This is a genomic window from Pantoea sp. Ap-870, from assembly GCF_011752515.1.
GTDB lineage: Bacteria > Pseudomonadota > Gammaproteobacteria > Enterobacterales > Enterobacteriaceae > Pantoea > Pantoea dispersa.
Map to the genome: position 1 here is coordinate 115,699 of NZ_VWXG01000008.1, position 23,388 is coordinate 139,086.

The following is a 23,388-nucleotide window of genomic DNA, read 5'->3' on the forward strand; positions in this document are numbered from 1 at the left end:
GTTATTGCGCACCCAGCGTCAGACGGGCAACCTGGTTATTACGGATAAAACGACTTAAATCAACGGGCTGATTCTGATATTGCACGTCAACCGCACCCGGAGCGCCAATTTTCAGACGATACGGAGCGGTGCCGGACAGGCTGAGTTTACCGCCGCTACGTTGCAATCCGCTGAACAGCTTCTTACCGGTCGCATCGGTGACTTCCAGCCAGCAGTCAGCTTTGAAGTTCATCACCACGGCGTTAGGATCGCCTGCGGGCTGGCTGACGGCAGCGGTACCGGTTGGCATTGAGCCTGCCGGCACGCTGTTGGCCGGCGCCGGTGAGGTGGCCGCTGGCGGTGCGTTATCAATCGGCGCCTGGCTCGGCGACACCACCGCGTTGTCGCTGCTGGTTGCCGTGTTGCTGCTGGTCGCTGCTGGCGCAGTATTAGTGCTGCCCGCGTTGTCTGGCGTGCTGACCGCACCGGCACCGGTGTCAATCGGCGTACCGGCCGCGTTAGTGTCACTGTCGGCGGCGCTGTCCGTGCTGTTGTCACCCAGCGGAATCGACTGGCTGTTGTCGCTGCTGCTGCCGTTCTGATCAGCCATCGACACCAGATCCGCCTGCGAGGCTTTATGGTTCTGCCACCACCAGGCGCCGGTCAGGCCGACCACCACGAAAATCACCAGCCAGGTGAAGATCATCAACCAGCCGTCACGCTTTTTACGACGCTTACCCAGTGAGAAGCTCTGCATCGGCTCAATTTTCGCCGCACGCACCGGAGCCTGCTTCGCCATCATCGGCAGCAGATCATCTTCAGGTACATGCACCAGACGCGCATAAGAGCGAATGTAGCCGCGCAGGAAGGTCGAGGCCAAATCCGCCGGGGATTTATCCTCTTCAATATCACGCACGGTAGAAAGTTTCAGGCACAGGCGCTCAGCGACGTTTTGCTGGGTCAGCCCCATCTGCTCACGGGCCAGACGCAGGCGTTCACCTGTGGAATGTACTGCAGAATTCTCTTGAGTGGCTTCAGTATTCATTAGCTAAATAACGCTGGTACTGTATCGATTGTGGAAAACTTCGCGCCAACCGGTCGCCATAACGTGTAACGTCAGCAGCGTTTCCCTGTTGCGCGGCGAAACGTATCTGTAACCCCAGACTCTCTGCCGTTGCCGGCAAATGCTGATGGTAAACTTCTAAAAGCAGCGGCACTGAAGCCCACTGCTGCTGTTCAAGCCGTCGTTCCACTTCCGTCAGCAGCATACTGCCCTGCTCCGGTGCGGCATCCAGCGCGAGATCGAACTGCTGGCGCGCGGCGCGATCCTCTCCCGCCTGCAGGTAACAATAGCCCGAAAACAGCAGGGCATCCTGAGCGGCGTCGCTGTGCTGCGCTTCAGTTGCCAGCTTAAACTGTTGATGCGCTTCGTCATACTGCCTCAAACCGCAGAGAAACGCACCGTAATTGTTAGCCACATAACCATTCAGCGGCGCTAACTGCTGCGCGCGCTGGTAGTAATGGCGCGTCCGGGCGTTATTCTGCTGTGCCTGCGCGACGCGCGCAAGCGCCAGCGGCACCCGGTAATCGCGCGGCGCGGCCTGCTGCGCGCGCAGCAAATTGCGCTGCGCCGCGGCATAATCCTTCACCGCCAGATAGTGCAATCCCAGCTGCAGGCGGATATCGGCCGCGCCGTGCCGCGCCGGTGCTTCGACACACCCGGTTACAACAAAGCCGGCCAGCAGCGCGGCGGGTAATCCTTTACGCATCTCAGTCTCTCCCTGTCAGTTCAGCGCAGAGACTGCCATGCCTGACGCCCGATGCGTAGCAGCGGGCGCGATCTTTCAGAGCGCCTTCACAGAGATGGCTTCACCGGCCATTTTTTTACGCAGCGTACGCTTGGTGCGGTCGATAACATCGCCGGCCAGCTGACCACAGGCGGCATCAATGTCGTCGCCGCGCGTTTTACGCACGATGGTGGTGAAACCGTACTCCATCAGCACTTTGGAGAAGCGGTCAATACGGCTGTTCGAGCTGCGGCCATACGGCGCGCCCGGGAAGGGGTTCCACGGAATCAGGTTGATCTTGCACGGCGTCTCTTTCAGCAGCGCCGCCAGCTCATGCGCGTGTTCGGTGCTGTCGTTGACGTGATCCAGCATCACGTACTCAATCGTTACGCGGCCCTGATTGGCGTTGGATTTGCCAATGTAGCGCTTCACCGCCGCCAGGAAAGCTTCGATGTTGTACTTTTTGTTGATTGGCACGATGTCATCGCGGATGGTGTCATTCGGTGCATGCAGCGAAATCGCCAGTGCCACGTCGATCATATCGCCGAGCTTGTCCAGCGCCGGCACTACGCCCGAGGTCGACAGCGTCACGCGACGTTTGGAGAGACCGAAACCGAAGTCATCCAGCATGATCTCCATCGCCGGTACCACGTTGGTAAGGTTAAGCAGCGGCTCACCCATGCCCATCATGACCACGTTGGTGATCGGACGCTGGCCGGTCACTTTAGCGGCACCGATAATTTTTGCCGCACGCCATACCTGACCGATGATTTCAGACACGCGCAAGTTACGGTTAAAGCCCTGCTGCGCGGTCGAACAGAATTTACACTCCAGCGCACAGCCTACCTGCGAGGAGACGCACAGCGTGGCGCGGTCGGCTTCCGGGATATACACGGTTTCCACCAGCTGATCGCCGACGCGAATCGCCCACTTGATGGTGCCATCGCTGGAGCGCATCTCTTCCGCCACTTCCGGCGCACGAATTTCAGCGCGCTGCATCAGCTTGCCACGCAGCACTTTATTGATGTCTGTCATCTGCTCGAAATCATCGCAGCAGTAGTGGTACATCCACTTCATGACCTGATCGGCACGGAACGGTTTTTCGCCCATCTCAACAAAGAATTCGCGCATCTGCTGACGGTTAAGATCCAGCAGGTTAATTTTTTCGTTTTTCGGGGAAACAACCACGGGGGAAGCGGACGACGGCGTCACAATCTGTTCGGACATAATGTTCTCTGGCCTCGTTGTTACACGTTACGGCTCTGGTTAAGAATAGGAAAAAAACAGCGCCCTCGCTGAGCCAGGCTCAACAAGGGCGCATAATTGTACTACATCTGCTGCGTGATGCCAGGGGAACGTCTTAGCCACCGGTTACAAGGTGTAAAGACGTCTGTCCGCATCCGCTACCGCGCACTTAGCGGGTACGTGGGCAGACTTCGTTTTCTGCGAAGAAGTAAGCGATTTCGCGTGCCGCAGATTCTGCAGAGTCAGAACCGTGGGTGGCGTTTTCGGTGAAGCTGTCTGCGTAGTCAGCACGCAGCGTACCGGCCAGCGCGTTGTCCGGGTTAGTTGCACCCATCAGATCGCGGTGACGCTGGATAGCGTTTTCGCCTTCCAGAACAGATACCACAACCGGGCCAGAAGTCATGAACTCAACCAGACCATCAAAGAACGGACGGCCTTTGTGCTCCGCGTAGAAGCCTTCAGCCTGCTCTTTGGTCAGGTGCAGCATTTTCGCACCAACGATTTTGAAGCCAGCGCTTTCGAAACGGTTGTAGATAGCACCAATCACGTTCTTAGCGACGGCGTTTGGTTTGATGATGGAGAAAGTGCGTTCGATTGCCATGATTACCTCTGATTAGCATCCTGAAGAAACCGGGAACCCGCTCCCGGTAAGAAAACGCGCCGATTATAGGGAGATCGGTGCGCCTTGCCTATGAGTGAAGAGAGGAATTATTGAAAATAATTGATTTCTGTCGGGGCAAACACGCAAAAAATATGCCATAGCGCTGCGTTTAGCCGCGCGTGAAAGACACCGAAGCCAGCTGCCCGGCCTCATCCATCACCACCAGCTGATAACGACCGGGCTCGCGCAGCACCAGCGAGGCGCTGCTTTTTCCCGCAGCAAGCTCCACCGGCTGCCCGTTTAAAAACCACCAGCGCTGCATACCCTGCCCGCCCTGCACCGCCACCGGCAGCAGCAATACGACCTTACCGGGCAGCGGCTGCACGCGCTGGCCATTGATCACGCCGGTTACCAGCAGCGGCGCGCTGTCCCCCTGATTCAGCGGCGGACAGGTCACATCCATCGGCGGCAGGCGCTGCGCCCGCCGTTCGCCCGGTGGCAGCCACGGCTCAAGCGGCAGCGGCCACATCACGCGTTCCCGGCTTTGCGCATCCGGACAATCCGCCGCCACGCGCAGCCCTTTGCTGTTTTGCCAGAAGCGCTGGCGTAAGCCATTGACGCCCTCCTGACCCGGCGCCAGCAGCGTTGGCGGCACGGTCTGATTCAGCACCCAGCTGTAACGCCGCTGCCGGCAGTTCTCGTCGCCAGCGGGCAACGGCTGGCCGCCGGGCCAGCAGATACTGACGGCGCTGACCGTCGCCGGGCGCGGATCGCCGGGCACGCCGCGCGCCGGCAGGTGTCCCGCCAGCAGGTGATTAACCTGCTGCATCACCGGCACCGCCGACGCGTAACCGAACTGGCCGGCAACCGGCGTAGCATCCGGCCTGCCCACCCAGACGCCAATCAGATAGCGCGGCGTGATACCGACGCTCCAGGCATCGCGATAACCGTAGCTGGTGCCGGTTTTCCACGCCAGCGGCACGATATCGGCGACCGCCCCGCTGGCGGCAGGCTGTGCCTCACCGGCGAGAATGCGGCGCACAATCCACGCCGCGCCGGGCGACAGTAACGGGCGCTGCAGCAACGGCTGCTGTGGCAGCCAGCGCAGCTGTGCAGCATTACCGTGGCGGGCAAAGGCGCTGTAGGCGGCGACAATGTCGTCCAGCCGCGCGCCGGTGCCGCCCAGCACCAGCGACAGATTCGGTTCACCACCCGCCGGAAAGCGCAGATTCAGGCCGACGTTGCGCAGCCGCGCGGCGACGTTTTTCGGTCCAAGCGCCTCCAGCAGCTGCACCGCCGGCAGATTGAGCGAACGCTGCAGCGCTTCACTGGCGCTGACCGGGCCGTGAAAGCCGCTGTCGAAATTGCCGGGACGATAGTCGCCAAAGCGGCGTGGCACATCCTGCAGCAGCGATTCGCCATGAATCAGGCCATCATCCAGCGCCATGCCGTAGACAAACGGCTTGAGCAGCGATCCCGGCGAACGCACGCTGGCAATCATATCCACATGGCCAAAGCGGCTGTCGTCATTGAAAGACACCGAGCCGACGTAGCCGCGCACCTTCATGCTGCTGTGGTCAACAACCAGCAGTGCCAGCGAGGTGCGCGGCGGCAGCCGGGTTTGCAGCGACGCAGCGAGGTTCTCCAGTTCGCGCTGCAGCGACACATCCAGCGTGGAGGTAATTTTGCTGTCGGGCGACAGCGACAGCAGCCGGCGCGCCAGCAGCGGTGCCAGCTGCGGCAGCTGGCGCGGCGGCAGCCATACCGGCTCCTGTTTGATTTCGGCGACGGTATGCGCCGGCCACACCTGATACTGCGCCAGGCGATCCAGCACTTTATTGCGGGCAGCTTCAGCGCGCTGCGGCCAGCGGTCCGGGCGTAAACGGCTGGGTGCCTGCGGCAGCACCGCCAGCAGCGCCGCCTCGCCGCGGGTAAGCTGCGACGCCGGTTTACCCAGCCACATCCAGCTGGCGGCGCCGACGCCCTCAACCGTGCCGCCAAACGGGGCGCGATTGAGATACAGCGTCAGGATCTCGCGCTTCGACAGATGCCACTCCAGCTGCAGCGCGCGCCACGCCTGCACCACTTTGCCACGCAGGGTACGCGGCTGCGGATCAATCAGCCGCGCCACCTGCATGGTCAGCGTGCTGCCGCCGGAGACAATGCCGTGCTGCAGCAGGTTTTGCCCGACGGCGCGCACTATCGCCAGCGGGTTAATGCCGGGATGGTGCCAGAACCAGCGGTCTTCGTAGGTCAGCAGCGCCTCGATATAGGCCGGTGACACCTCGTCCAGCGTCACCGGATAGCGCCACACCCCCTGTCGATCGGCAAAGCGCCACAGCGGCGTGCCATCTTCCGCTACCACCACCCGCGCCGGCTGTAACTGGCGCAGCGGCAGCGGATCGAGCCGGTCCAGCAGCCATACTGCGCCCATCAGCAGCAGTAACAGCAGCGCCAGCCCGCACAGGCGTCGGTGGCGCTGCGTCACGGGTGCTTAACGCACATGAAGTTTTTCCGGCGTGGTGCCGATGGCGCGCCACGCGGGCACATACATCGACTCCACCTGCGGTGGCGGCAGACGGTAACTGCCCGGCGTCACCGCGCGCGCCAGATACAGCAGCGTGCCGGGGGTGTAGCCATCCAGCGCCAGCGCGGCGACAAAGCGGTCGTCGCGGAACTCAAGATGTTTGATGTTGGCCTGCTGCATGTCCATCATGCTCTCTTTCAGCGCATCGGCACTGTCGCCCAGGCTGGCGCTGCTGTCGCTCAGGTTTTGATTTTCCAGCTCCAGCCCGGCCGGCAGCAGATCCACCACCAGCGCATCGCTGACGCGCTGGCTGGCGCCCACCTTCAGCCGCACCACCAGCAGCTCACCGCTCTTAAGGTTATTGAGATCGGCCGGTTTGCCGTCCAGCGTGAAGTATTCGCGACTGATGCTGAGCACGTTGCTGACCGGTGACGGCGCAGTGCGCGGATAGCCGACCACATTGAGCGTGCCGTACAGCGGCGACGGCGTGTCGCTGGTCAGCGTCAGGCCCTGCTGCAACTGCTGCGCGCTCAGCCCGAGACTCAGCGGCCGATCGCTGCGCAGCGGCTGGTCCTGCAGCGTGGCCTGCCAGACTTCACCCGGATGCTGCTGCAGCGTCCGCGCGGCGAGGAACAGCGCATTGTTCTCCTGAGTGGAGAACCAGCGCTGCCCGTGCAGCGTTTGCGCCAGTTCAATCAGCAATGGCCCCTGCTGCGCCGGCAGCAGCTGATTTTCCCTCAGCAGCGCCAGCGTCAGCGCGCGGTCACGCAGCGGGCTGCCGTAATCGCCCAGCCACATGTCAGGCTGGCGTTGCAGCGCGATGCCCTGCATCAGCGCCAGCTGCGCGCGCTGCGTATCGCCCATCTGCTGTAGCGCCACGCCAAGCTGCACCAGCGCCAGTCCGGACTTCGCCTGGGCGCGTTGGTCATACAGCGCCCGCAGCGCGCCGAGCGGCGCCTGCTGCTGACGCGCCAGTACCAGCCCCGCATAGGCCTGCACGCTAAAACGCAGCGCATCGGCATCGCTACTCCAGCTGGTTTCGATTTGCGCCGGATCCTGCAAATAACGCAGCAGGCGCTGGTCGGCGCGATTAATCACGCCCTCCGGCACGCTGTAGCCTGCTTCGCTGGCGCGCAGCAGGAAGTCAGTGACGTAAGCGGTGAGCCAGAACTCCTCGCTGCTCTCTTTGCTCCACAGGCCAAAGCTGCCGTTACCGCGCTGCATGCCGGCCAGGCGCGCAATGCCGGTGTCAATTGCCGCGCGGCGCGCCTCATCACTGCTGGTTTTGATGCCCATCGCGCTGAGCTGGGCGTGATTGGTGAAGAGTGAAGGCCAGATACCGCTGGCGGTCTGCTCCAGACAGCCATAGGGATAAGCGTAAAGCTGGCTGATGTAGCTGGCGATATTCAGCGGCGGCTGAGAACTTAGCGACAGCTGGCCGCTCAGCGTGCTGGCCTGCAGGCCGTTGAACGCGCTTGCCATCACCTGCCAGCGCTGTCCGCTGTTCATTACGTTATCGAAACTCAGGGTTTGCGCCGGATAAGCCGGACGCACGCCAATCTTCCAGCGGCGCACGCTCGGTGCCAGCGTCTCATTCGGCAGGCTCAGCCCCGAAACGGTCACCTGCACGTCGCCCTCACCAAAACCGTCCTGCGCTTTAACCGGAATCGCCAGCGTGGTTCGCGCCCCCTTCGCCAGCTGCACCCTGGCCGGGATTTGGCCGTTGAGTGCAATCAAGCCACTTGCGTTGACCGCGACGTTCAACGTTTGAGGTTGATCGGTGAGGTTGGTCAAATCCAGCGCCAGTGTTGATTGATCGCCGCTGGCAAGAAAGCGCGGCGTCGCCAGTTCGCTTACCAGCGGTGCGGCGACCACCATTTTACGATCCGCCGCGCCGAAACTGTCTTCGCTCCACACCTGCGCCATCAGCCGCAGCTCGCCGTTGAAGGCCGGTACCGGCAGTTCCAGCGTGCCCTCGCCGCTGGCATCCAGCGTCACCGGTTGCAGCTGCTGCGCCACAATCTGCGCCTCGGTGACCGGCTTTTTACCGCCGCGCGACAGCGCATCGGCATCATCCCCGTCACCGCCAAAACGCAGCGCCGCCAGTTTGCCACCGCCCTCAATCAACTGTCCGAATACGTCATATTGATCGGCGTTGTAGCGCTTGCGGCCAAAGAAGCCGTTCCACGGATCGGGGGTGGCATAGTCGGTAATGCTCAGCACGCCGCTGTCCACCGCCGACAGCAACACCTGTACCTGCTGCGGCAGCGCACCGCCCTCGCGGCGGGCTTTAACCTTCACTTGCACAGTTTGTTCCGGCCGAATCCTGTCCGGTGCCTCAAGCGCCAGCGTCAGGCGGCGCGCGGCGGTTGCCATCGGCAGATGCAACAAGCCGACCGCGCGTTTTGGCGTAGTGCCGTTCGCTTTGTCGCCGTCGCGCACCACAATCGCGCTAAGATACAGATCGTGGCGTTTCCACTCCGCACTGACTGGCACATTAATGGTAGCGCCGCCCGCTGGCACATCCAGCGGTTGCCACCACAAGGTGCCGCTGCTCGACTCCACCAGCAAATAGCCTTTGCCAGCCGCCGGGGATTCCACCGTGACACGCGCGGTGTCGCCGGGTTGATAGGCGGCTTTGTCGATCTTCAGTTTGACCTGATCCGGACGCAGCGCGCCGGTGCCGTTGGTGTTGTCCTGCCACCAGTAACCTGCCTGGAAACGCACGCTGCTGACGATGTTGTCACCGGCATGCACTTCAAGACGATAGGTGCCCCACTCTACCGGGAAACTGACTTTCTGGCTGCCGCCCGCCGCAATGCTGATGCGCTGCTGCTCTTCCTGCAGATCTTTTTCATCGTAACGTGACTGCCAGCCTTCGCTGTCGGAGAAGCTCCAGAAGTAGTCGCGACGTTCGTGGATCAAACGCACATCAAGATCCTGCGCCGCCAGCTTTTCGCCCTGCGCATTGGCGTACACCACGTCAAATTCGGCGAGGCTGTTTTCCGGCACGGTTGGCTCATCGTTATAACGATCGGTGCGATAGTCGTACACCGATTCGCTGTTAAACAACGGACGAATGCCCGGCAGCGCGGCCGCAGGCCAGATCGCTTGCGTGGCGCGCCGCGTTACCGGACGACCGCCGGTCTCCAGCAGGCTGGCCTGCAAAATCAGGTTGAGCGGAGAGTGGCTCTCCGCCCAGCTGCTTTCGACCTTAAGCTGCAACCTGCCGCTGTCGTCCAGCTTTTCATCCACATCATCAAGGCTTCGTTTCAGTTCTTCAGTGATGTCGCCAAATTGGTAACCTGGCAACGCAGCGACCGCTTCACGCGCCGGACGCAGGAACAGCTGGCCTTGAAGTTCGTTGCCTGCCGCTGGCGCACCATACAAATAGCGACCTTCGATATCGAAGGTGACGTCGGCATCTGGCGACAGTGGCTGAGTGTTGCTTTTAAGCGACAGCGCCATCCGTTCGGGCAGGAAATCTTCTACATTGAACGGCCAGCTGCGCGGCTGGTTGTCGCCGCTGTTAATACGCAGCGTCCATTTACCGGTCATCGCCGAGGCCGGTAAGGCAAAACGTTGTTGATAAACGCCGTTCTCTGGTTGCCAGACGAAGGTTTGTGCCACTTCACCATTCGGCTGCACCACTTCAGCTTTCACCGGCTGCGGCGGCAGTGGTTTGCCATCGGCATCGCGCAGCAGCGCATTAACGATGACCGTTTCGCCGGCGCGATAGAGATCGCGCGGGCTAAAAATGAAGAACTGTTTGTCGTAGCCTTGCGGGCCATCAATCGGGAATTCGGCCAGATCCAGCGCCGGGCGATTAAGGTCGATGAGCGAAGTCTGGCCTTTACTGGTCGCCAGCAGCAGCTTGCCTTTGGCGTTAGCCGCTAAACGCAAATGACCCTCGCTGTCGCTGCTGCCAGTCGCCAGCTGTTGGCCTTTCTCATCCAGTAGCTGAATGGTGACATCTTCTAACGGCGCACCGCTGGCAAGACTTTGGCTAAAGAGTTCGAGCTGGCCCGGGAAGCGATGCAGCGACAATCCAATGTCACTTAACGAGAACAGTGTCGCCGCTTGCGTATAGTTGTAGGTGCCGGCCTGTTTCATCACCGCCAGATAAACACCCGGCTGTTTCAGCGCCGCGACGTCGCCGAGCGGCAGCTGCATTTTTTCCCGCGTATTGCGTGCCGGGTTGAGATCGAAGCGGCCGCTGTAAACCAGATCGGCGTTTTTCAGCAGATCGCGCGATTCCCAGTACGACAAATTGTTGCCGTAATTCCACTGGGCGAGAAAATCCGCGAGCGTGGCATTTTTCACCCGGAAGAAATCAACATCGATCTGGTTAACGTTGAGCGCCAGCACCGGCAGGCCCTGCGCCAGGCGCAGCGGCAGCAGCGAGCCACGACTGGCGAAACCGACCATCGGCTGGATGTCGCGCGTGGTGAGTGTCTGGCTGAATGGGCTGGCTAAGGCACTGCCATCCGCGGCCTTCAGGCCGGCATTGACGGTGACGGTGAGCTTGCGCGCTGGCTGCGGATGGCGGAAGCGCAGCACTTTGCCGTTCTGCGCCAGCTCCCAGCCTCCGTCGACCTTACCGCTGCTGTCGTCGGTGAGGCTGATCCAATGGTTGAAATCCTGCTGACCGTCGAGCGCGCGGTTGAAGGTCAGTACCAGCGCCGCCGCGCCGTCCAGCTGCAGTTCGGAAAGATCGATCACCGCGAGAGCGCGTGTCGCGGCCTGCGGCGCAGGCGTATCAGCCGCCTGCAGCGACGGCTGCACGCCGCCCAGTAATGCGCCGCCGATCAGCACGCTGAACAGCAGTCGTTTTACACATCTTGCCATGGTAATTCCCTCACCAGCCCCAAAAGGTTAAACGTGTTGTGCTGCGCAATTTCACATCAAGCCGCCAACTTTAGCAATGTTACCCTTGAGATAGCCTTCACATTCCCGGACACTGGGCCTTTGCCGCTGATGGAGAAGAGGTTGCTATGACAGCCATGTTTGTGTCCGCTGATTGGTTGAATGAACATTACCACGAAGAGCGTTTGCAGGTGCTGGATGCCCGCATGCTGCCGCCAGGTCAGGAAGCGGTGCGCGATATCACGGCGGAGTATCTGGCCGGGCATCTGCCGGATGCGCCTTTTTTCAACATCGAAGCGCTGTCCGATCACACCAGTCCGTATCCGCATATGATGCCGCGCGCAGAGACCTTTGCCGTGGCGATGCGCGAGCTGGGCATCAGCCAGGATAAGCATCTGGTGGTGTACGACGAAGGCAATCTGTTCTCCGCGCCGCGCGCCTGGTGGATGCTGCGCGCCTTTGGCTGTGAACAGGTGTCGATTCTGGCGGGCGGCCTGCAGGGCTGGAAAGCCGCTGGCTTCAGCCTGGCTACCGGTCCGGTTGATTTGCCTGAGGGCGAGTTCGACGCACAGTACGACAGCAGCCAGGTAAAGCGCCTGACCGATGTGCTGCTGATCAGCCACGAGGGCGGCGCGCAGATTGTCGATGCGCGCGCGGCCAACCGTTTCAATGCCGAAGTGGATGAGCCGCGTCCCGGCCTGCTGCGCGGCCATATCCCGCACAGCCTGAATATGCCGTGGAACGATCTGGTGGCCAACGGTGAGCTGAAACCGGCCGCCGAACTGCGCGATCTGTTTGCAAAGGCAGGCATTAAGCTGGATCAGCCGATTGTCGCCAGCTGTGGCTCCGGCGTGACGGCGGTGGTGGTGATTCTGGCGCTGACCGCGCTGGGCGTGCGTGACGTGACGCTGTACGACGGTTCATGGGGAGAATGGGGCAGCCGCGACGATTTACCGATTGAGAAATAAGTGTATCCGGTCGCCGTAAGGTGCGCGTTGTCGGATGTTACACACATTTATCCGGTCGCCGTGAACGGCGACCCTACATGTAGGGTGCGCATTAATGCGCACCTGGGTGAAATCGGTACGATGTTGATGACGCATTTATGCGCACCTGGTAGCATCGGTGCGATTTACCGGCGCACTGATGCACACCGGCACTAAATAATCCGCTGGCTGCCTTTGAAATCGCGCAGGAAACTGCCCCAGCGGCGCTCATAAAACGGCGTAATGTGCGCGGTGAAGAAATGGCTGACACCCTGCTCGTTGCTGACCACTTCACAGATATCAATTGGCGCGTCATCGGGCAGCGTATCGGTCGCCACGCTGCCGGCCGCCTGAATAATCGCATCAATATCGCTGTCGGCTTCAATCCCAATCAACAGATTCGCCTGTTCATCGGCACGCTCACGAATGCTGGCAACGTAGGCGCGACGCACCTGTTTGTATTTCGCAAATAGCTGGGTCAGCGAATCGATCATCTGCGCTGGCGGCTCGGCCACTTCTGAAAGAAGCAGCGCATGACCGCCCTCCAGCACCGTTTGCTGGCTCAGCGCACTGCCCTCTTCGCCCAGCAGATGCGCGATCTCGCCGGGTGAAAACTCTTTGCCGGCCGGCAGTTTTGGATTGAGGAACAGCGTTTCGCCCAGCGTCATTTCAAACAGCGTGCGCGTCGGTAAACGCAGATACGGCTGCTCACCCTGGATGGCTTCGCTCATTGCTGCTTCTGAGGTAAAGAAAGGGATCACGCTGCCGCCGCCCTCTTTCTCCCAGTGCTGTAATTCTACCGGCGAGGTGGCATCAAACTGCTCCGCGGGACTTTCGCCCGGCACCCAGACATCGGCCTCCAGCAACAGCTGAAAAAATTCCGGACGGTGCGCAGGCTCGGTGGCCGCCAGCTTCAGCACCTCTTCAAGACGGTTACTCATAAGGGATAGGCTTCCAAAAAAGACGGCAGGTTGCAGCCTGCCGTTGTCGGGATTATTTCAGTAACAGATTGGCAATGGTACGCACACCAAGACCTGTCGCACCGGCAGACCACTGATCCACCGCGCTTTTGCGATAGGTCGCGGAGCAGTCAATGTGCAGCCAGCCCTGCTGATAGTTGCTGACGAACCACGAGAGAAACGCTGCCGCGCTGCTGGCGCCCGCTGCATGTGCCGCGCTGGCGATGTTATTCAGATCGGCAAAGTTGGACGGCAGATGGTTGCGGTGAAATTCGGCCAGCGGCAGACGCCAGAAGGCTTCGTTCTCGCTGGTGGCGCTGCCCAGCAGCGACTCCGCCAGCACGTCGTCAAAGGTAAACAGCGCATGGTAATCGTTGCCCAGCGCGGTTTTCGCGGCACCGGTCAGTGTCGCCGCATCAATCAGCAGCTGCGGACGCTGTTCGCTGGCGTCGATCAGTCCATCGGCCAGTACCAGACGCCCTTCGGCGTCGGTGTTCATCACTTCAACGGATTTCCCGTTGCGATAGCGGATGATGTCGCCAAGGCGGAACGCGTTGCCGCTCACCATGTTATCGGCGCAGCACAGGAACAGCTTCACGCGTTTATCCAGGCCGCGCGCAATCGCCAGCGCCAGCGCACCGGTTACCGTTGCCGCGCCGCCCATATCGGATTTCATCGAATCCATAAATGCGCTCTGCTTCAGGCTGTAGCCGCCGGTATCAAAGGTGATGCCTTTGCCCACCAGGCAGGCGTACACCGGTGTGCTGTCGTCGCCGCCAGGGTTAAAGTCCAGCGTCAGCAGCACTGGCGGACGCGTCGAGCCGCGGCCCACGGTATGAATCCCGGCATAGCCCTGCTCACGCAGATCCTCACCTTTGATGATGCGATAGCTCACCGCGTCACCGCCTACTTCGCTGATCAGATCGATGGCGCTGTGCGCCAGCTGCTCCGGACTGAGATCTTCCGCAGGCAGGTTGATGGTGTCGCGCACCCAGTCAACGATCTTCAGGCGCCGATCGAATTCGGCCCGATCGGCCTCACTCAGCGTCGGCCATTCGACCTGACGCTGGCCTTTCGGGCTGCGGAAACCTTGCCAGAACGCCCAGCATTTCTCCAGATCCCAGCCTTCGCCGCTCAGCGCGACGTGGCGGATGCCCTGACCGTCCAGCTTGCGTCCGGCACGTTGAATGCTCATCAGCGCATCGGCACCGGTCAGGTGAATGGTCATGCCACTTTCATTGCTGCTCAGCAAGGCTTTCTCGCCCCAGCGCGCGTCGGCGGCCTGGGAGCTGAGCGTAATCGTCATGGGTTGTGTTGTCATCGCGTGGCTCCGTTTGCGTTTGTTATCCCTGCACACTGACCGGCGCAGGGCGAAAATTTAGCGGGAAGTGGCCGGCGTCAGCGCCCGTAAGCGCGTTACCGCCTTATGTACCACCCCGATGGCATAATCGATCTCTTCCTGCGTGGTAAAGCGACCCAGCGAAAAGCGCAGCGAGCTGTAGGCCAGCTGCTGATCCACGCCCATGGCGCGCAGAACGTAGGAAGGTTCAAGGCTGGCAGAAGTACAGGCGGATCCCGACGACAGCGCCAGATCTTTCAGCGCCATGATCAGCGATTCGCCATCGACGTGGGCAAAACTGATATTGAGGATATTCGGCGCGCCCTGTTCGAGTGAACCGTTGAGCTGTACGTCGCTTAGCGTGCTGATGCCCTGCCACAGACGATGGCGCAGCGTAGCCAGACGCGCACTCTCGTCCGCCATCTCTTCGCGCGCGATGCGATAGGCCTCGCCCATGCCGACAATCTGGTGCACCGGCAAGGTCCCCGAACGCATGCCGCGCTCGTGACCACCGCCGTGCATCTGCGCGTCGATCTGCAGTTTTGGTTTACGCCGCACCCACAGCGCGCCGATGCCTTTCGGCCCGTACAGTTTGTGCGCTGAGAACGACATCAAATCCACCGGCAGCGCGCTGACATCGAGCGGCAGTTTGCCCACGCTTTGCGTGGCGTCCACGTGGAACAGGATGTCGCGCGCGTGACACAGCGCGCCCAGCGCGGCGATGTCCTGAATCACGCCGGTTTCATTATTGACGTGCATCAGCGACACCAGCACGGTGTCGTCGCGCAGTGCCGCTTCCAGCATCGCAGGCGTGACGATGCCGTCCGCGCCAGGCTGCAGAAAGGTGACCTCAAAGCCTTCGCGCGCCAGCTGGGCACAGCTGTCGAGCACCGCTTTGTGTTCGGTCTGACTGGTGATGATGTGTTTACCGCGCGCCTGATGCTGCTGCGCCGCGCCTTTGAGCGCCAGGTTATCGGCTTCGGTGGCACCGGAGGTAAACACGATTTCGCGTGGATCGGCGTTGATCAGTTCGGCAACCTGGTTGCGCGCCACGTCAACGGCCTCTTCAGCCTGCCAGCCAAAACGGTGGGAACGGGAAGCGGGGTTACCGAAGGTGCCATCCAAAGTGAGGAACTGCATCATTTTGCTGGCGACACGCGGATCCGCAGGCGTTGTCGCTGCGTAATCCAGGTAGATCGGTAATTTCATTGCGCTAAAACTCCGTATAAAAAATCATACGTCTTTATAGCACGATTCAGCCTCTCCTGGGTTAACAGCAGAGGCTGAACGATAGAGGATCAGGCGCGCAGATTGACGTTGATGGTTTCCTGCACGCGATGCTGCTGGAAGCGACGGTTATCAACGCTGTTCTGGCGATCGGCCACGTCGAGGATCTCCTGGTTATTCACCAGTTCCGCCAGCGTGATGTTGTTGAGGAAATCGCTGATGCGCTCGCTCAGGTCGCGCCACAGAACGTGGGTCAGGCAGCGCTCGCCGCCCTGGCAACCCTCTTTACCCTGGCATTTAGTAGCATCAACGGATTCGTCCACCGCGGTGATCACCGCACCAACTGCAATCGCCCCGGCGTCTTTGCCTAACAGATAACCGCCACCCGGCCCCCGCACGCTGGCCACCAGACCGTGCTTACGCAGACGCGAGAATAACTGCTCCAGATAGGAGAGCGAAATGCCCTGACGCTCTGAAATATCGGCCAGCGGTACCGGGCCCTCGTGCGAGTGCAGGGCAACGTCCAGCATAGCGGTTACGGCATAACGTCCTTTGGATGTCAGTCTCATAGCATACAACCTCGTAAGCGTCCGCCAGCGAGTCGGCGGGTTATCTGAAGAATGGAGGCCAGTCTGACATTCCCGAGTATTTTGGTCAACTATTTAACCGAGTATTTCGCTCAACTATTTAACCTGGTGTTTTACTCAACTATTACCCTTGTCATTTTTGGGTTTTTCAAACGACGACAGCATGCCGCGCAGAATGTTGAGTTCGTCGCGCTCCGGACGCGCACGGGTATAGAGGCGACGCAGTTTGCTCATCACCTGGCTCGGTGTGCCCTGGCGGATAAAACCGCTGTTCAGCATCATCTGCTCGATGTGCTGATAGAAGCGCTCCAGATCGTCAACCAGCGGATACGGTGAGGCTTCATACTGCGGCTGCGGACTGGCTTTCTCCTGCGCGTCCAGCCACGCCATGCGCACTTCATAGGCAATAATCTGCACCGCCATCGCCAGGTTGAGCGAGCTGTACTCCGGGTTGGCCTGAATGGCGACATGATAGTGGCACTTCTGCAGCTCTTCGTTGGTCAGGCCCACGCGCTCGCGACCAAACACCAGCGCCACCGGCGCCTGCTGGCCCTCTTCCACGCTTTTGATGCCGCATTCACGCGAGTCAAGCATCGGCCACGGCAGCGAGCGCGAGCGTGCGCTGGTGCCCACCACCAGGCTACAGCCGGCAATCGCCTCATCCAGCGTATCGACGATCTTCGCCTCACCGATCACATCGCTGGCACCGGCAGCCAGTGAAATAGCCTGCGAGTCCGGTTTCACCAGCGGATTGACCAGATACAGGTTGCTTAAGCCCATGGTTTTCATGGCGCGGGCAACGGAACCCATGTTGCCGGTGTGCGAGGTTTCTACCAGTACGATTCGGATATTTTGCAGCATAATAGATAGCGATAAGGAAATGATGGCGCGCATCCTAACATAAAAGCAGGACATTTGCTGAACACCCTGATATACTCCGCGCCGTTTTCACCCCGTTCTTTAACATCCAGTGAGAGATACCGATGCATCCGATGCTCAACATCGCCGTGCGCGCAGCGCGCAAGGCCGGAAATTTAATTGCCAAGAATTATGAAACCCCGGACGCCGTCGAAGCCAGCCAGAAAGGCAGCAACGACTTCGTTACCAATGTTGACCGCGACGCAGAACGTCTGATTGTCGAAGTGATTCGCAAATCCTACCCGCAACACACCATCATCACCGAAGAAAGCGGTGAGCTGGCGGGCGACGATCAGGATGTTCAATGGGTAATCGATCCCCTGGATGGCACCACCAACTTCATCAAACGTCTGCCCCACTTTGCTGTTTCAATCGCCGTGCGCATCAAAGGCCGCACCGAAGTGGCGGTGGTTTACGATCCAATGCGTAACGAACTGTTCACCGCGGTACGCGGTCAGGGTGCGCAGCTTAACGGCTATCGCCTGCGCGGCAGCACGGCGCGTGACCTCGACGGCACCATTCTGGCTACCGGCTTCCCGTTCAAGCTGAAGCAGCACGCCACGCCGTTCATCAACATCGTGGCAAAACTGTTTACCCAGTGCGCTGATTTCCGCCGTACCGGCTCTGCTGCGCTGGATTTGGCCTATGTGGCCGCAGGTCGCGTTGACGGTTTCTTTGAGATTGGCCTGAAGCCATGGGATTTCGCTGCCGGTGAACTGCTGGTGCGTGAAGCGGGCGGTCTGGTGACCGATTTCACCGGTAACCACGGCTATATGCTGTCTGGCAACCTGGTGGCCGGTAACCCGCGTGTGGTGAAGGCGATGCTGGCCAGTATGCGCGAAGAACTGAGCGAAGCGCTGAAGCGCTAAGCAAAAAAAGGCGGCTAAATCAGCCGCCTTTTTTATTACCGACTTTATTAGCGACGCTCGTGGGTTAACACGGTGCGCGGCTGGGTACGCCGACCGACACCACCGAGGACCGCCGCCAGCACCGCCTCGATCAGCATCATGAAGAAGGCAAACCAGCTGGCTTTCGCCGTTGCCGCCGCGGCTTTCTCTGCGGCTTCACGCGCTTTCTGCTCCGCTTCCTGCTTCAGCTGCTGATATTTCTGCATCGCTTGTTGATAGCTCTGCTCAGTCTGATTAACGATCTGCTCCGCTTCCTGATCGCTTTTTCCGGTCCGCGCTTTAATAATGTTTTTCAGCGCATCACGGTCTGCAGCTTGCAGCGTATCGGCATGACGACTCAGTACACCACGGATCCAATTGGCAATATCATTGTCGGCATTCTGTGGATTCTGTGCCGTCTGTTTCGCCTGGTTTTGCGCATTATTCGCTTCGCTATTTACATCCTGCTGTAAATTTTCCGGCTGCAATTCCGGTTTGCCCGTCTGGCGCAGCGTGGTCTGCAATTCATTTTGCAGATCATCAAGGTTGATATTATTTTCCTGCAGCTTCTCTTTCGCCATATTGGTTACCGAAGGTGCTACCGCAGAAATACCGTTACCCAGGGCGTTAAAACCGGAGCCTAAAATATTAAAGGCGCCACCGATAATACCGCTGGCAAGTGAGATCGCCAGCCACAGCGTAATCAATGTGCTGACGCCAAACATCAGCAGCCCGTGCAGCGCACCTTCGCGCTGTGCCAGCCGCCCGGCAACATAGCTACCGACCGCCAGCGCAATCAGCATGCTGACGCCGGTCCAGATCAGCGCACCAGTGCCAAGGTGCTCCAGCGGATTTTGTTCCTGCTGCGGATCGATAGTCGTGGCCCCGATCGCTGTCCCCAGCAGCCCCAGCAGAATATGAATGATTAAGGCCGCAATCACCCCTGCAAATACGGCACTCCAGGAAATGCGTTTTAACGGAACACCGCCATGCGTTTCCACTACCGTTTCCGTGCTGCCATTATTAGTCCAGGTTTCAGGCATATTTATTTCCTCGCAAACATTGACGATAAAGAGTAACGCATATAAGAGCACACCCTGTCTTTTTGATATTATCTAGCGTAGACAGAGAAAACTCTTTTCACCAGATCGCCAGGCAACAGAAATTTAACTATGCGTAACGGGCAGAAAAAAACGCAGCATATTCAGTGAACATGCTGCGCTTATTTTTTAAAGCGTATTAATTAAAAAGGACGCAGACCGCCACCGAAGCCGGGCGTAGCACTGTGCCATAAAATAAAGCCGGCCAGCAGCAACAGCAGGCTGCCAGCCAGCATCACGGCCGGCAACAACCATTCCGCTGCCCCTCTGCTGCTGACCCTGCCGAGGCGCACCGCCAGCACGCGCGAGCGCTGCACCAGCAAACCCAGCAGCGACACGGTGAGCGCGGTGCCCAGCGCCATGGTCAGCGCCGAGGCCACGCCCCAGCCATACACGCCAATCACTTTGGCAAACAACAGCATCATGATGGCACCGGAACAGGGCCGCAGCCCCATCGACAGCACCACCAGCGCCTGGGTTCTGCCGCTCACCGCACCGGCCAGCTGTTGCGCGCTCGGCAGGTGGGCATGACCGCAGCCGCAGTCAGCATGATGCTGATGATGTGGCCGTACCGCGCGAATCTGGAGCCCGGTCGCCGGACGGAACGCGCGGCGTAACCCCTGCAGCGCGCGCCAGCCCACCCAGACGCCGAGCGCCATCACCAGCAAATAGCTACCTTTCTCCAGCCAGTAACTGGTGAGATGCAGCTGGCGCGACGAGGTTTGCAGCACCACCAGCATCAGCGTCACCAGAGCAATCGCCACCGCGCCCTGCAACAGCGCCGCCAGCAGCGTCAGCTTCATGCTGGTTTTCAGCTGCGCCGGGTGGGTAGCGAGAAAAGTGCTGATCACCACTTTGCCGTGGCCCGGCCCCAGCGCATGCAGCACGCCATAGGCCAGGCTGAACAGCATCAGCGTGACACCGGCCTGCTGCGGCTGCTGCGCCACCTGTTGCAGGAGCTGCGTCATCTCACGGTGCAGAACCTTCTGCCACAGTACGCTTTGCAGCAGAATCTGCGGCCAGTGCAGCCACAGCATCCCGCCCGCAGAAATCAGCAGCGCAGCCAGCAGCCACAGCGGCCACCAGCGACGGGAAGCGCCAGGCAGTGAAATCAATGACATGTCAGGGTTACCGTCTGGGCAAACTGCTGGCCGAGATCCATATCCTCGGGCGGTGCGTCAGCTTTATCCAGCGACAGCGCGTACTGTTTTAGCGAGTCATTCGGTTTGGGCGTGTGTAAGTCAAACTGGCAATGGGCTTTCACGGTCTCATCCATGGTGATGGCTTGCGGATTGTCATAATACATATCAACAAAGTAACTGGGATCGAAGGTCTGGATGCGGTACTGCCTGGCGCTTAACGACTGCGGTTCGCCGAACGGCACAATGAACTCCAGCACTGCTTTGTTGCCCTTGCGCGACAGCTGATACTCCTGCGGCAGGTTGAGAAACTTCACCCGATTTTTATCCTGCCACACTTCGGTAAAATAGTGCTGGCCCAGCACATTGGCCATCACCTGCGCCGCCAGCTTTTTCCACACCACCTCGCCGGGTTTGGCGTTGCCGGCATCGTACAGCAGATCGGCGGAGGTGATTTCATCCATGGTCCATACCATCTTCATCGCGCTGAGATGATCGTCCTTACCGAGCAGTTCGGTCTGCATATCAATAAAGCTGTGTGGATGCGCCCACACGGCGCCGCTGAACAACAGCGTAAAGCTAACGAGCGCAATTTTCATATGTTATAAAGTAACAAATTTTAAAGTCAGAAGGATACCGGGCCAGAAAAAACTGTGACCCGCCCTGAAGCTCTGAACAAAAGTCATGACAAAGGCCAGGGTCAGCGCGTGGAGTTGGCTATTCTTAGCTGAAAAATGACCTGCGGATAACACGATTGATGAGTTCAGCGCATTCTACTGCTCCCCTCTTCAGCCGCGCCCAGCGTCGTTGCCATCTGCTGTTGCTGCTGTTTCTGCCTGCTCCCGCGTTAACGCTTGAAAAGCTCTGCCAGTTGAATGGCGTGGACCCTGTTGTCGCCCGACAGGATATCGCGGATGTCGGAGATGAGATACAGCGCTTTCACCAGCTGGAATTACACCAGATGGTGGATGGCAGCTTTCGCATTCATGGCACGGAACTGGACCGGCGTCTGTGCCTGCTGCACTGGCTGCGCCGCGCGCTGCGCCTGTCGCAGGATTTCGTCTGCACCCATTTTGCGCCGGCACTGCGCCAGCGGCTGAAGGTGCTGAAAATTGAGAAAGCGCTGTGGGATGAAACCAATCTGCAGGCGCTGATACAGCACTGCAGCCTGCGGCTGGCGCGCGATTTCACGCCGCGCGACCGGCTGTTTCTGCAAATCTTCATGAAATATGCGCTGTGTCAGTGTCAGACGGCGCTGTTCAGCGAGCGCCAGCGCGCCTGGCTGGCGGCGAAGATTGAACGTAGCGCAGCGGATGACGTGATCCATCACTGGCAGAAACGTTGCCATCTGGCACCGGACGTCAGCGAAACCGATTTCTGGACGCTGCTGTTCAGCCTGATTCACGCGCCCGACGGCAGTCAGCTGGCGGACAGTCAGGCACACAAGCTGATGGCCGCGGTGGAAGCGCTGATTGCCCGCTTTGAGCAACTGGCGCAGACGCGCATCAAAAATCAGCAGCAGCTGAAGCTACAGCTCTATACTCACCTGGCGCAGGCGCTGGATCGCAGCCACTTTGCCATCGGCATTGATAACAGCGTGGCGCTGGACGTGGCGCGTCTCTATCCGCGCCTGCTGCGCACCACGGCGCGCGCGCTGCAGCACTTCAGCAGCGATTTCGGCACGCAGTTTAGCGCGGAAGAAGTGAGCCTGGTGGCGGTGCAGTTTGGAGGCTGGCTGATGCAGGAGAGCGCGCTACAGGAGAAACAGGTGCTGTTACTGACCGGCGCTGACGCGGCGCTGGAACAGCTGCTGGAGCAGCAGCTGCGGGAAATGATGCTGCTGCCAATCAATATTACCTATCAGGATATGCTGCACTTTCAGCGTGAGGGCGCACCGCGCGATGTGGCGCTGGTGGTGACGCCCTACGCCACCGCCCTGCCGCTCTACTCGCCGCCGCTGATCCACGCTGAGCTGCCGCTGAGCGATCACCAGCAGCAGCGCATTCGTCAGCTGCTGGAGTCTTAAGCCGCGCGTGGCCGCAGGAATAGCGCCGGCAGCGCCACCAGCGCCATCACCCAGAACAGCTGGCCGTGCAGGTGAGTAAACAGCACGCCGCACACCATCGTCATCACCGCGATGCCGCCGCCCATTGCCAGCGCCGAATAGAGCGACTGCAGACGAATCACTTCTGCGCCTTTGCGCGCGGCAATAAAGCGCATCGCCGCCAGATGGCAGACGGTAAAGCTGCCGCAGTGCAGGATCTGCGCCACAATCAACAGCGGTAGCGTTGTGCTGGCACCCAGCAGCGTCCAGCGCACCAGCGCGCACACGCCGGATAGCAGCAGCAGATCGCGCGCGCTCCAGCGGCGAAACAGCCGGTTACTCAGGGCAAAAATCACGATTTCGGCCACCACGCCCAGCGACCACAGGTAGCCCACGACCGACGCGGAGTAGCCCGCTTCCTGCCACCAGATGGCGCTGAAGCTGTAATACGCGGCATGTGCGCCCTGCATCAGCGTTACGCACAGCATGAAACGCCAGACGCTGTTTTCGCGCAGCAGGTCGCGCCACGCCGCCCAGCCACCGCTCGCGCCCTGGCGTAGCTCACCCTGCGGTCGGGTTTGTGGCGGCAGCAGCATGCCTGACAGCATCGCCAGCGCGCCTGCGCTCAGCAGTAGCAGAATCACCTGCGATGACCAGGCGCTGACCAGCATACCGGTAAGCGCCGAGCTGATAACAAACGCCAGCGAGCCCCACAGCCGTACCGGACCATAGGCCAGCCCGATTTGCTGTGTCCAGGTGGCCGCCAGCGCATCACTCAGCGGCACCAGCGGCGAGAAGAACAGGTTAAAACCAATCATCACCAGCAGCAGCCATAGCCACTGACTGCCCAGCCAGAAACCGAGCGCGAACAGACAGGTCGCCAGCGCCAGCAGGCGCAGCGCAACAATCAGCTGCGCTGGATTTTTCACCTGCGAAGCAATCAACAGGCTGCCGGCAAAGCGCGCCACCATGCCACAGCCGAGCAGCAGGCCAATTTTTTCCGCATCCAGCCCGTTGCCTTTCAGCCACACGCTCCAGAACGGCAGATAGATGCCATAGCAGAAAAAGTAGGTGAAGTAGCTCAGTCCCAGCCACCTGGCCGATCCGATGGTCATGTTTGCTCCTGTTGACGCTCCGCCGTGCGCGGAATGGCCGTTACTTTCTCAAAGCCGCCTGCGAAAGGGAATAAAAAAAGGA

The 23,388-nt window shown here is 60.1% G+C and carries 18 protein-coding genes; 3 read left to right on the forward strand and 15 right to left on the reverse strand.

Annotated features, from left to right (window positions below):
- Position 1 precedes the first annotated feature (1 nt).
- From rodZ to F3J41_RS18390, 6 genes are all read right to left on the reverse strand, one after another.
- Positions 2-1,024, reverse strand: coding sequence for a cytoskeleton protein RodZ (rodZ, locus tag F3J41_RS18365; RefSeq protein WP_166711998.1), 1,023 nt, complete (start codon positions 1,022-1,024; stop codon positions 2-4).
- On the reverse strand, positions 1,014-1,748 hold the full coding sequence (gene pilW / locus F3J41_RS18370; protein ID WP_058770850.1) for a type IV pilus biogenesis/stability protein PilW: 735 nt from the start codon (positions 1,746-1,748) through the stop codon (positions 1,014-1,016). Before pilW ends, rodZ begins: the two co-directional genes overlap by 11 nt.
- Before the next feature lie 75 nt (positions 1,749-1,823).
- Complete coding sequence (locus F3J41_RS18375; RefSeq protein WP_021506556.1) at positions 1,824-2,993, reverse strand: bifunctional tRNA (adenosine(37)-C2)-methyltransferase TrmG/ribosomal RNA large subunit methyltransferase RlmN; 1,170 nt, start codon at positions 2,991-2,993, stop codon at positions 1,824-1,826.
- A 187-nt stretch (positions 2,994-3,180) separates the two neighbouring features.
- On the reverse strand, positions 3,181-3,612 hold the full coding sequence (gene ndk / locus F3J41_RS18380; RefSeq protein ID WP_021506555.1) for a nucleoside-diphosphate kinase: 432 nt from the start codon (positions 3,610-3,612) through the stop codon (positions 3,181-3,183).
- A 169-nt stretch (positions 3,613-3,781) separates the two neighbouring features.
- Complete coding sequence (gene pbpC, locus F3J41_RS18385) at positions 3,782-6,100, reverse strand: peptidoglycan glycosyltransferase PbpC (protein ID WP_371815500.1); 2,319 nt, start codon at positions 6,098-6,100, stop codon at positions 3,782-3,784.
- 6 nt (positions 6,101-6,106) lie between these two features.
- Entirely contained in the window at positions 6,107-10,987 is a 4,881-nt protein-coding gene (locus F3J41_RS18390) for an alpha-2-macroglobulin (protein ID WP_166712000.1), read from the reverse strand.
- Between the two features lie 146 nt (positions 10,988-11,133).
- Here F3J41_RS18390 and sseA point away from each other — a divergent pair, with 146 nt between their 5' ends.
- Entirely contained in the window at positions 11,134-11,973 is an 840-nt protein-coding gene (sseA, locus tag F3J41_RS18395; RefSeq protein WP_058781731.1) for a 3-mercaptopyruvate sulfurtransferase, read from the forward strand.
- Between the two features lie 191 nt (positions 11,974-12,164).
- On the opposite strand, the gene sseB is transcribed toward sseA, so the two are convergent.
- From sseB to trmJ, 5 genes are all read right to left on the reverse strand, one after another.
- Positions 12,165-12,932 (reverse strand): enhanced serine sensitivity protein SseB, encoded by a 768-nt coding sequence (gene sseB, locus F3J41_RS18400; RefSeq protein ID WP_058758294.1) that lies wholly within the window; start codon positions 12,930-12,932, stop codon positions 12,165-12,167.
- Between the two features lie 52 nt (positions 12,933-12,984).
- Positions 12,985-14,271: an aminopeptidase PepB gene (gene pepB, locus F3J41_RS18405; RefSeq protein WP_166712002.1), complete on the reverse strand. Its 1,287-nt coding sequence runs from the start codon at positions 14,269-14,271 to the stop codon at positions 12,985-12,987.
- 57 nt (positions 14,272-14,328) lie between these two features.
- Positions 14,329-15,498, reverse strand: a complete 1,170-nt coding sequence (locus F3J41_RS18410) for an IscS subfamily cysteine desulfurase (RefSeq protein ID WP_166712004.1) — start codon at positions 15,496-15,498, stop codon at positions 14,329-14,331.
- A gap of 89 nt (positions 15,499-15,587) precedes the next feature.
- Positions 15,588-16,085 carry a Fe-S cluster assembly transcriptional regulator IscR gene (gene iscR, locus F3J41_RS18415; protein WP_031279392.1) on the reverse strand — a complete coding sequence of 166 codons (498 nt, stop codon included), beginning with the start codon at positions 16,083-16,085 and terminating at the stop codon, positions 15,588-15,590.
- Between the two features lie 135 nt (positions 16,086-16,220).
- The gene (gene trmJ, locus F3J41_RS18420; RefSeq protein WP_031279390.1) at positions 16,221-16,964 is read right to left on the reverse strand and encodes a tRNA (cytosine(32)/uridine(32)-2'-O)-methyltransferase TrmJ; all 744 of its coding nucleotides are present in this window, start codon (positions 16,962-16,964) and stop codon (positions 16,221-16,223) included.
- A gap of 122 nt (positions 16,965-17,086) precedes the next feature.
- On the opposite strand from trmJ, the gene suhB reads away from it, so the two are divergent.
- The gene (gene suhB, locus F3J41_RS18425) at positions 17,087-17,890 is read left to right on the forward strand and encodes an inositol-1-monophosphatase (RefSeq protein WP_058758291.1); all 804 of its coding nucleotides are present in this window, start codon (positions 17,087-17,089) and stop codon (positions 17,888-17,890) included.
- A 47-nt stretch (positions 17,891-17,937) separates the two neighbouring features.
- Here the strand turns inward: suhB and F3J41_RS18430 are convergent, their stop codons facing one another.
- The 3 genes from F3J41_RS18430 to F3J41_RS18440 all read right to left on the reverse strand — a co-directional run bounded on the left by F3J41_RS18430 (position 17,938) and on the right by F3J41_RS18440 (position 20,746).
- Positions 17,938-18,951: a hypothetical protein gene (locus F3J41_RS18430; RefSeq protein ID WP_059009926.1), complete on the reverse strand. Its 1,014-nt coding sequence runs from the start codon at positions 18,949-18,951 to the stop codon at positions 17,938-17,940.
- A 200-nt stretch (positions 18,952-19,151) separates the two neighbouring features.
- Positions 19,152-20,129 carry a nickel/cobalt transporter gene (locus F3J41_RS18435; RefSeq protein ID WP_166712006.1) on the reverse strand — a complete coding sequence of 326 codons (978 nt, stop codon included), beginning with the start codon at positions 20,127-20,129 and terminating at the stop codon, positions 19,152-19,154.
- Positions 20,120-20,746 carry a DUF1007 family protein gene (locus F3J41_RS18440; RefSeq protein WP_166712008.1) on the reverse strand — a complete coding sequence of 209 codons (627 nt, stop codon included), beginning with the start codon at positions 20,744-20,746 and terminating at the stop codon, positions 20,120-20,122. The genes F3J41_RS18435 and F3J41_RS18440 overlap by 10 nt, the downstream gene beginning before the upstream one ends.
- Positions 20,747-20,904: 158 nt before the next feature.
- Between F3J41_RS18440 and csiE the strand changes: the two genes are divergently transcribed.
- A complete protein-coding gene (csiE, locus tag F3J41_RS18445; RefSeq protein ID WP_166712010.1) occupies positions 20,905-22,173 on the forward strand; it encodes a stationary phase inducible protein CsiE in 1,269 nt (422 codons plus the stop codon).
- On the opposite strand, the gene F3J41_RS18450 is transcribed toward csiE, so the two are convergent.
- On the reverse strand, positions 22,170-23,306 hold the full coding sequence (locus tag F3J41_RS18450) for a 3-phenylpropionate MFS transporter (protein ID WP_058758286.1): 1,137 nt from the start codon (positions 23,304-23,306) through the stop codon (positions 22,170-22,172). The genes csiE and F3J41_RS18450 overlap by 4 nt on opposite strands.
- Positions 23,307-23,388: the final 82 nt, after the last annotated feature.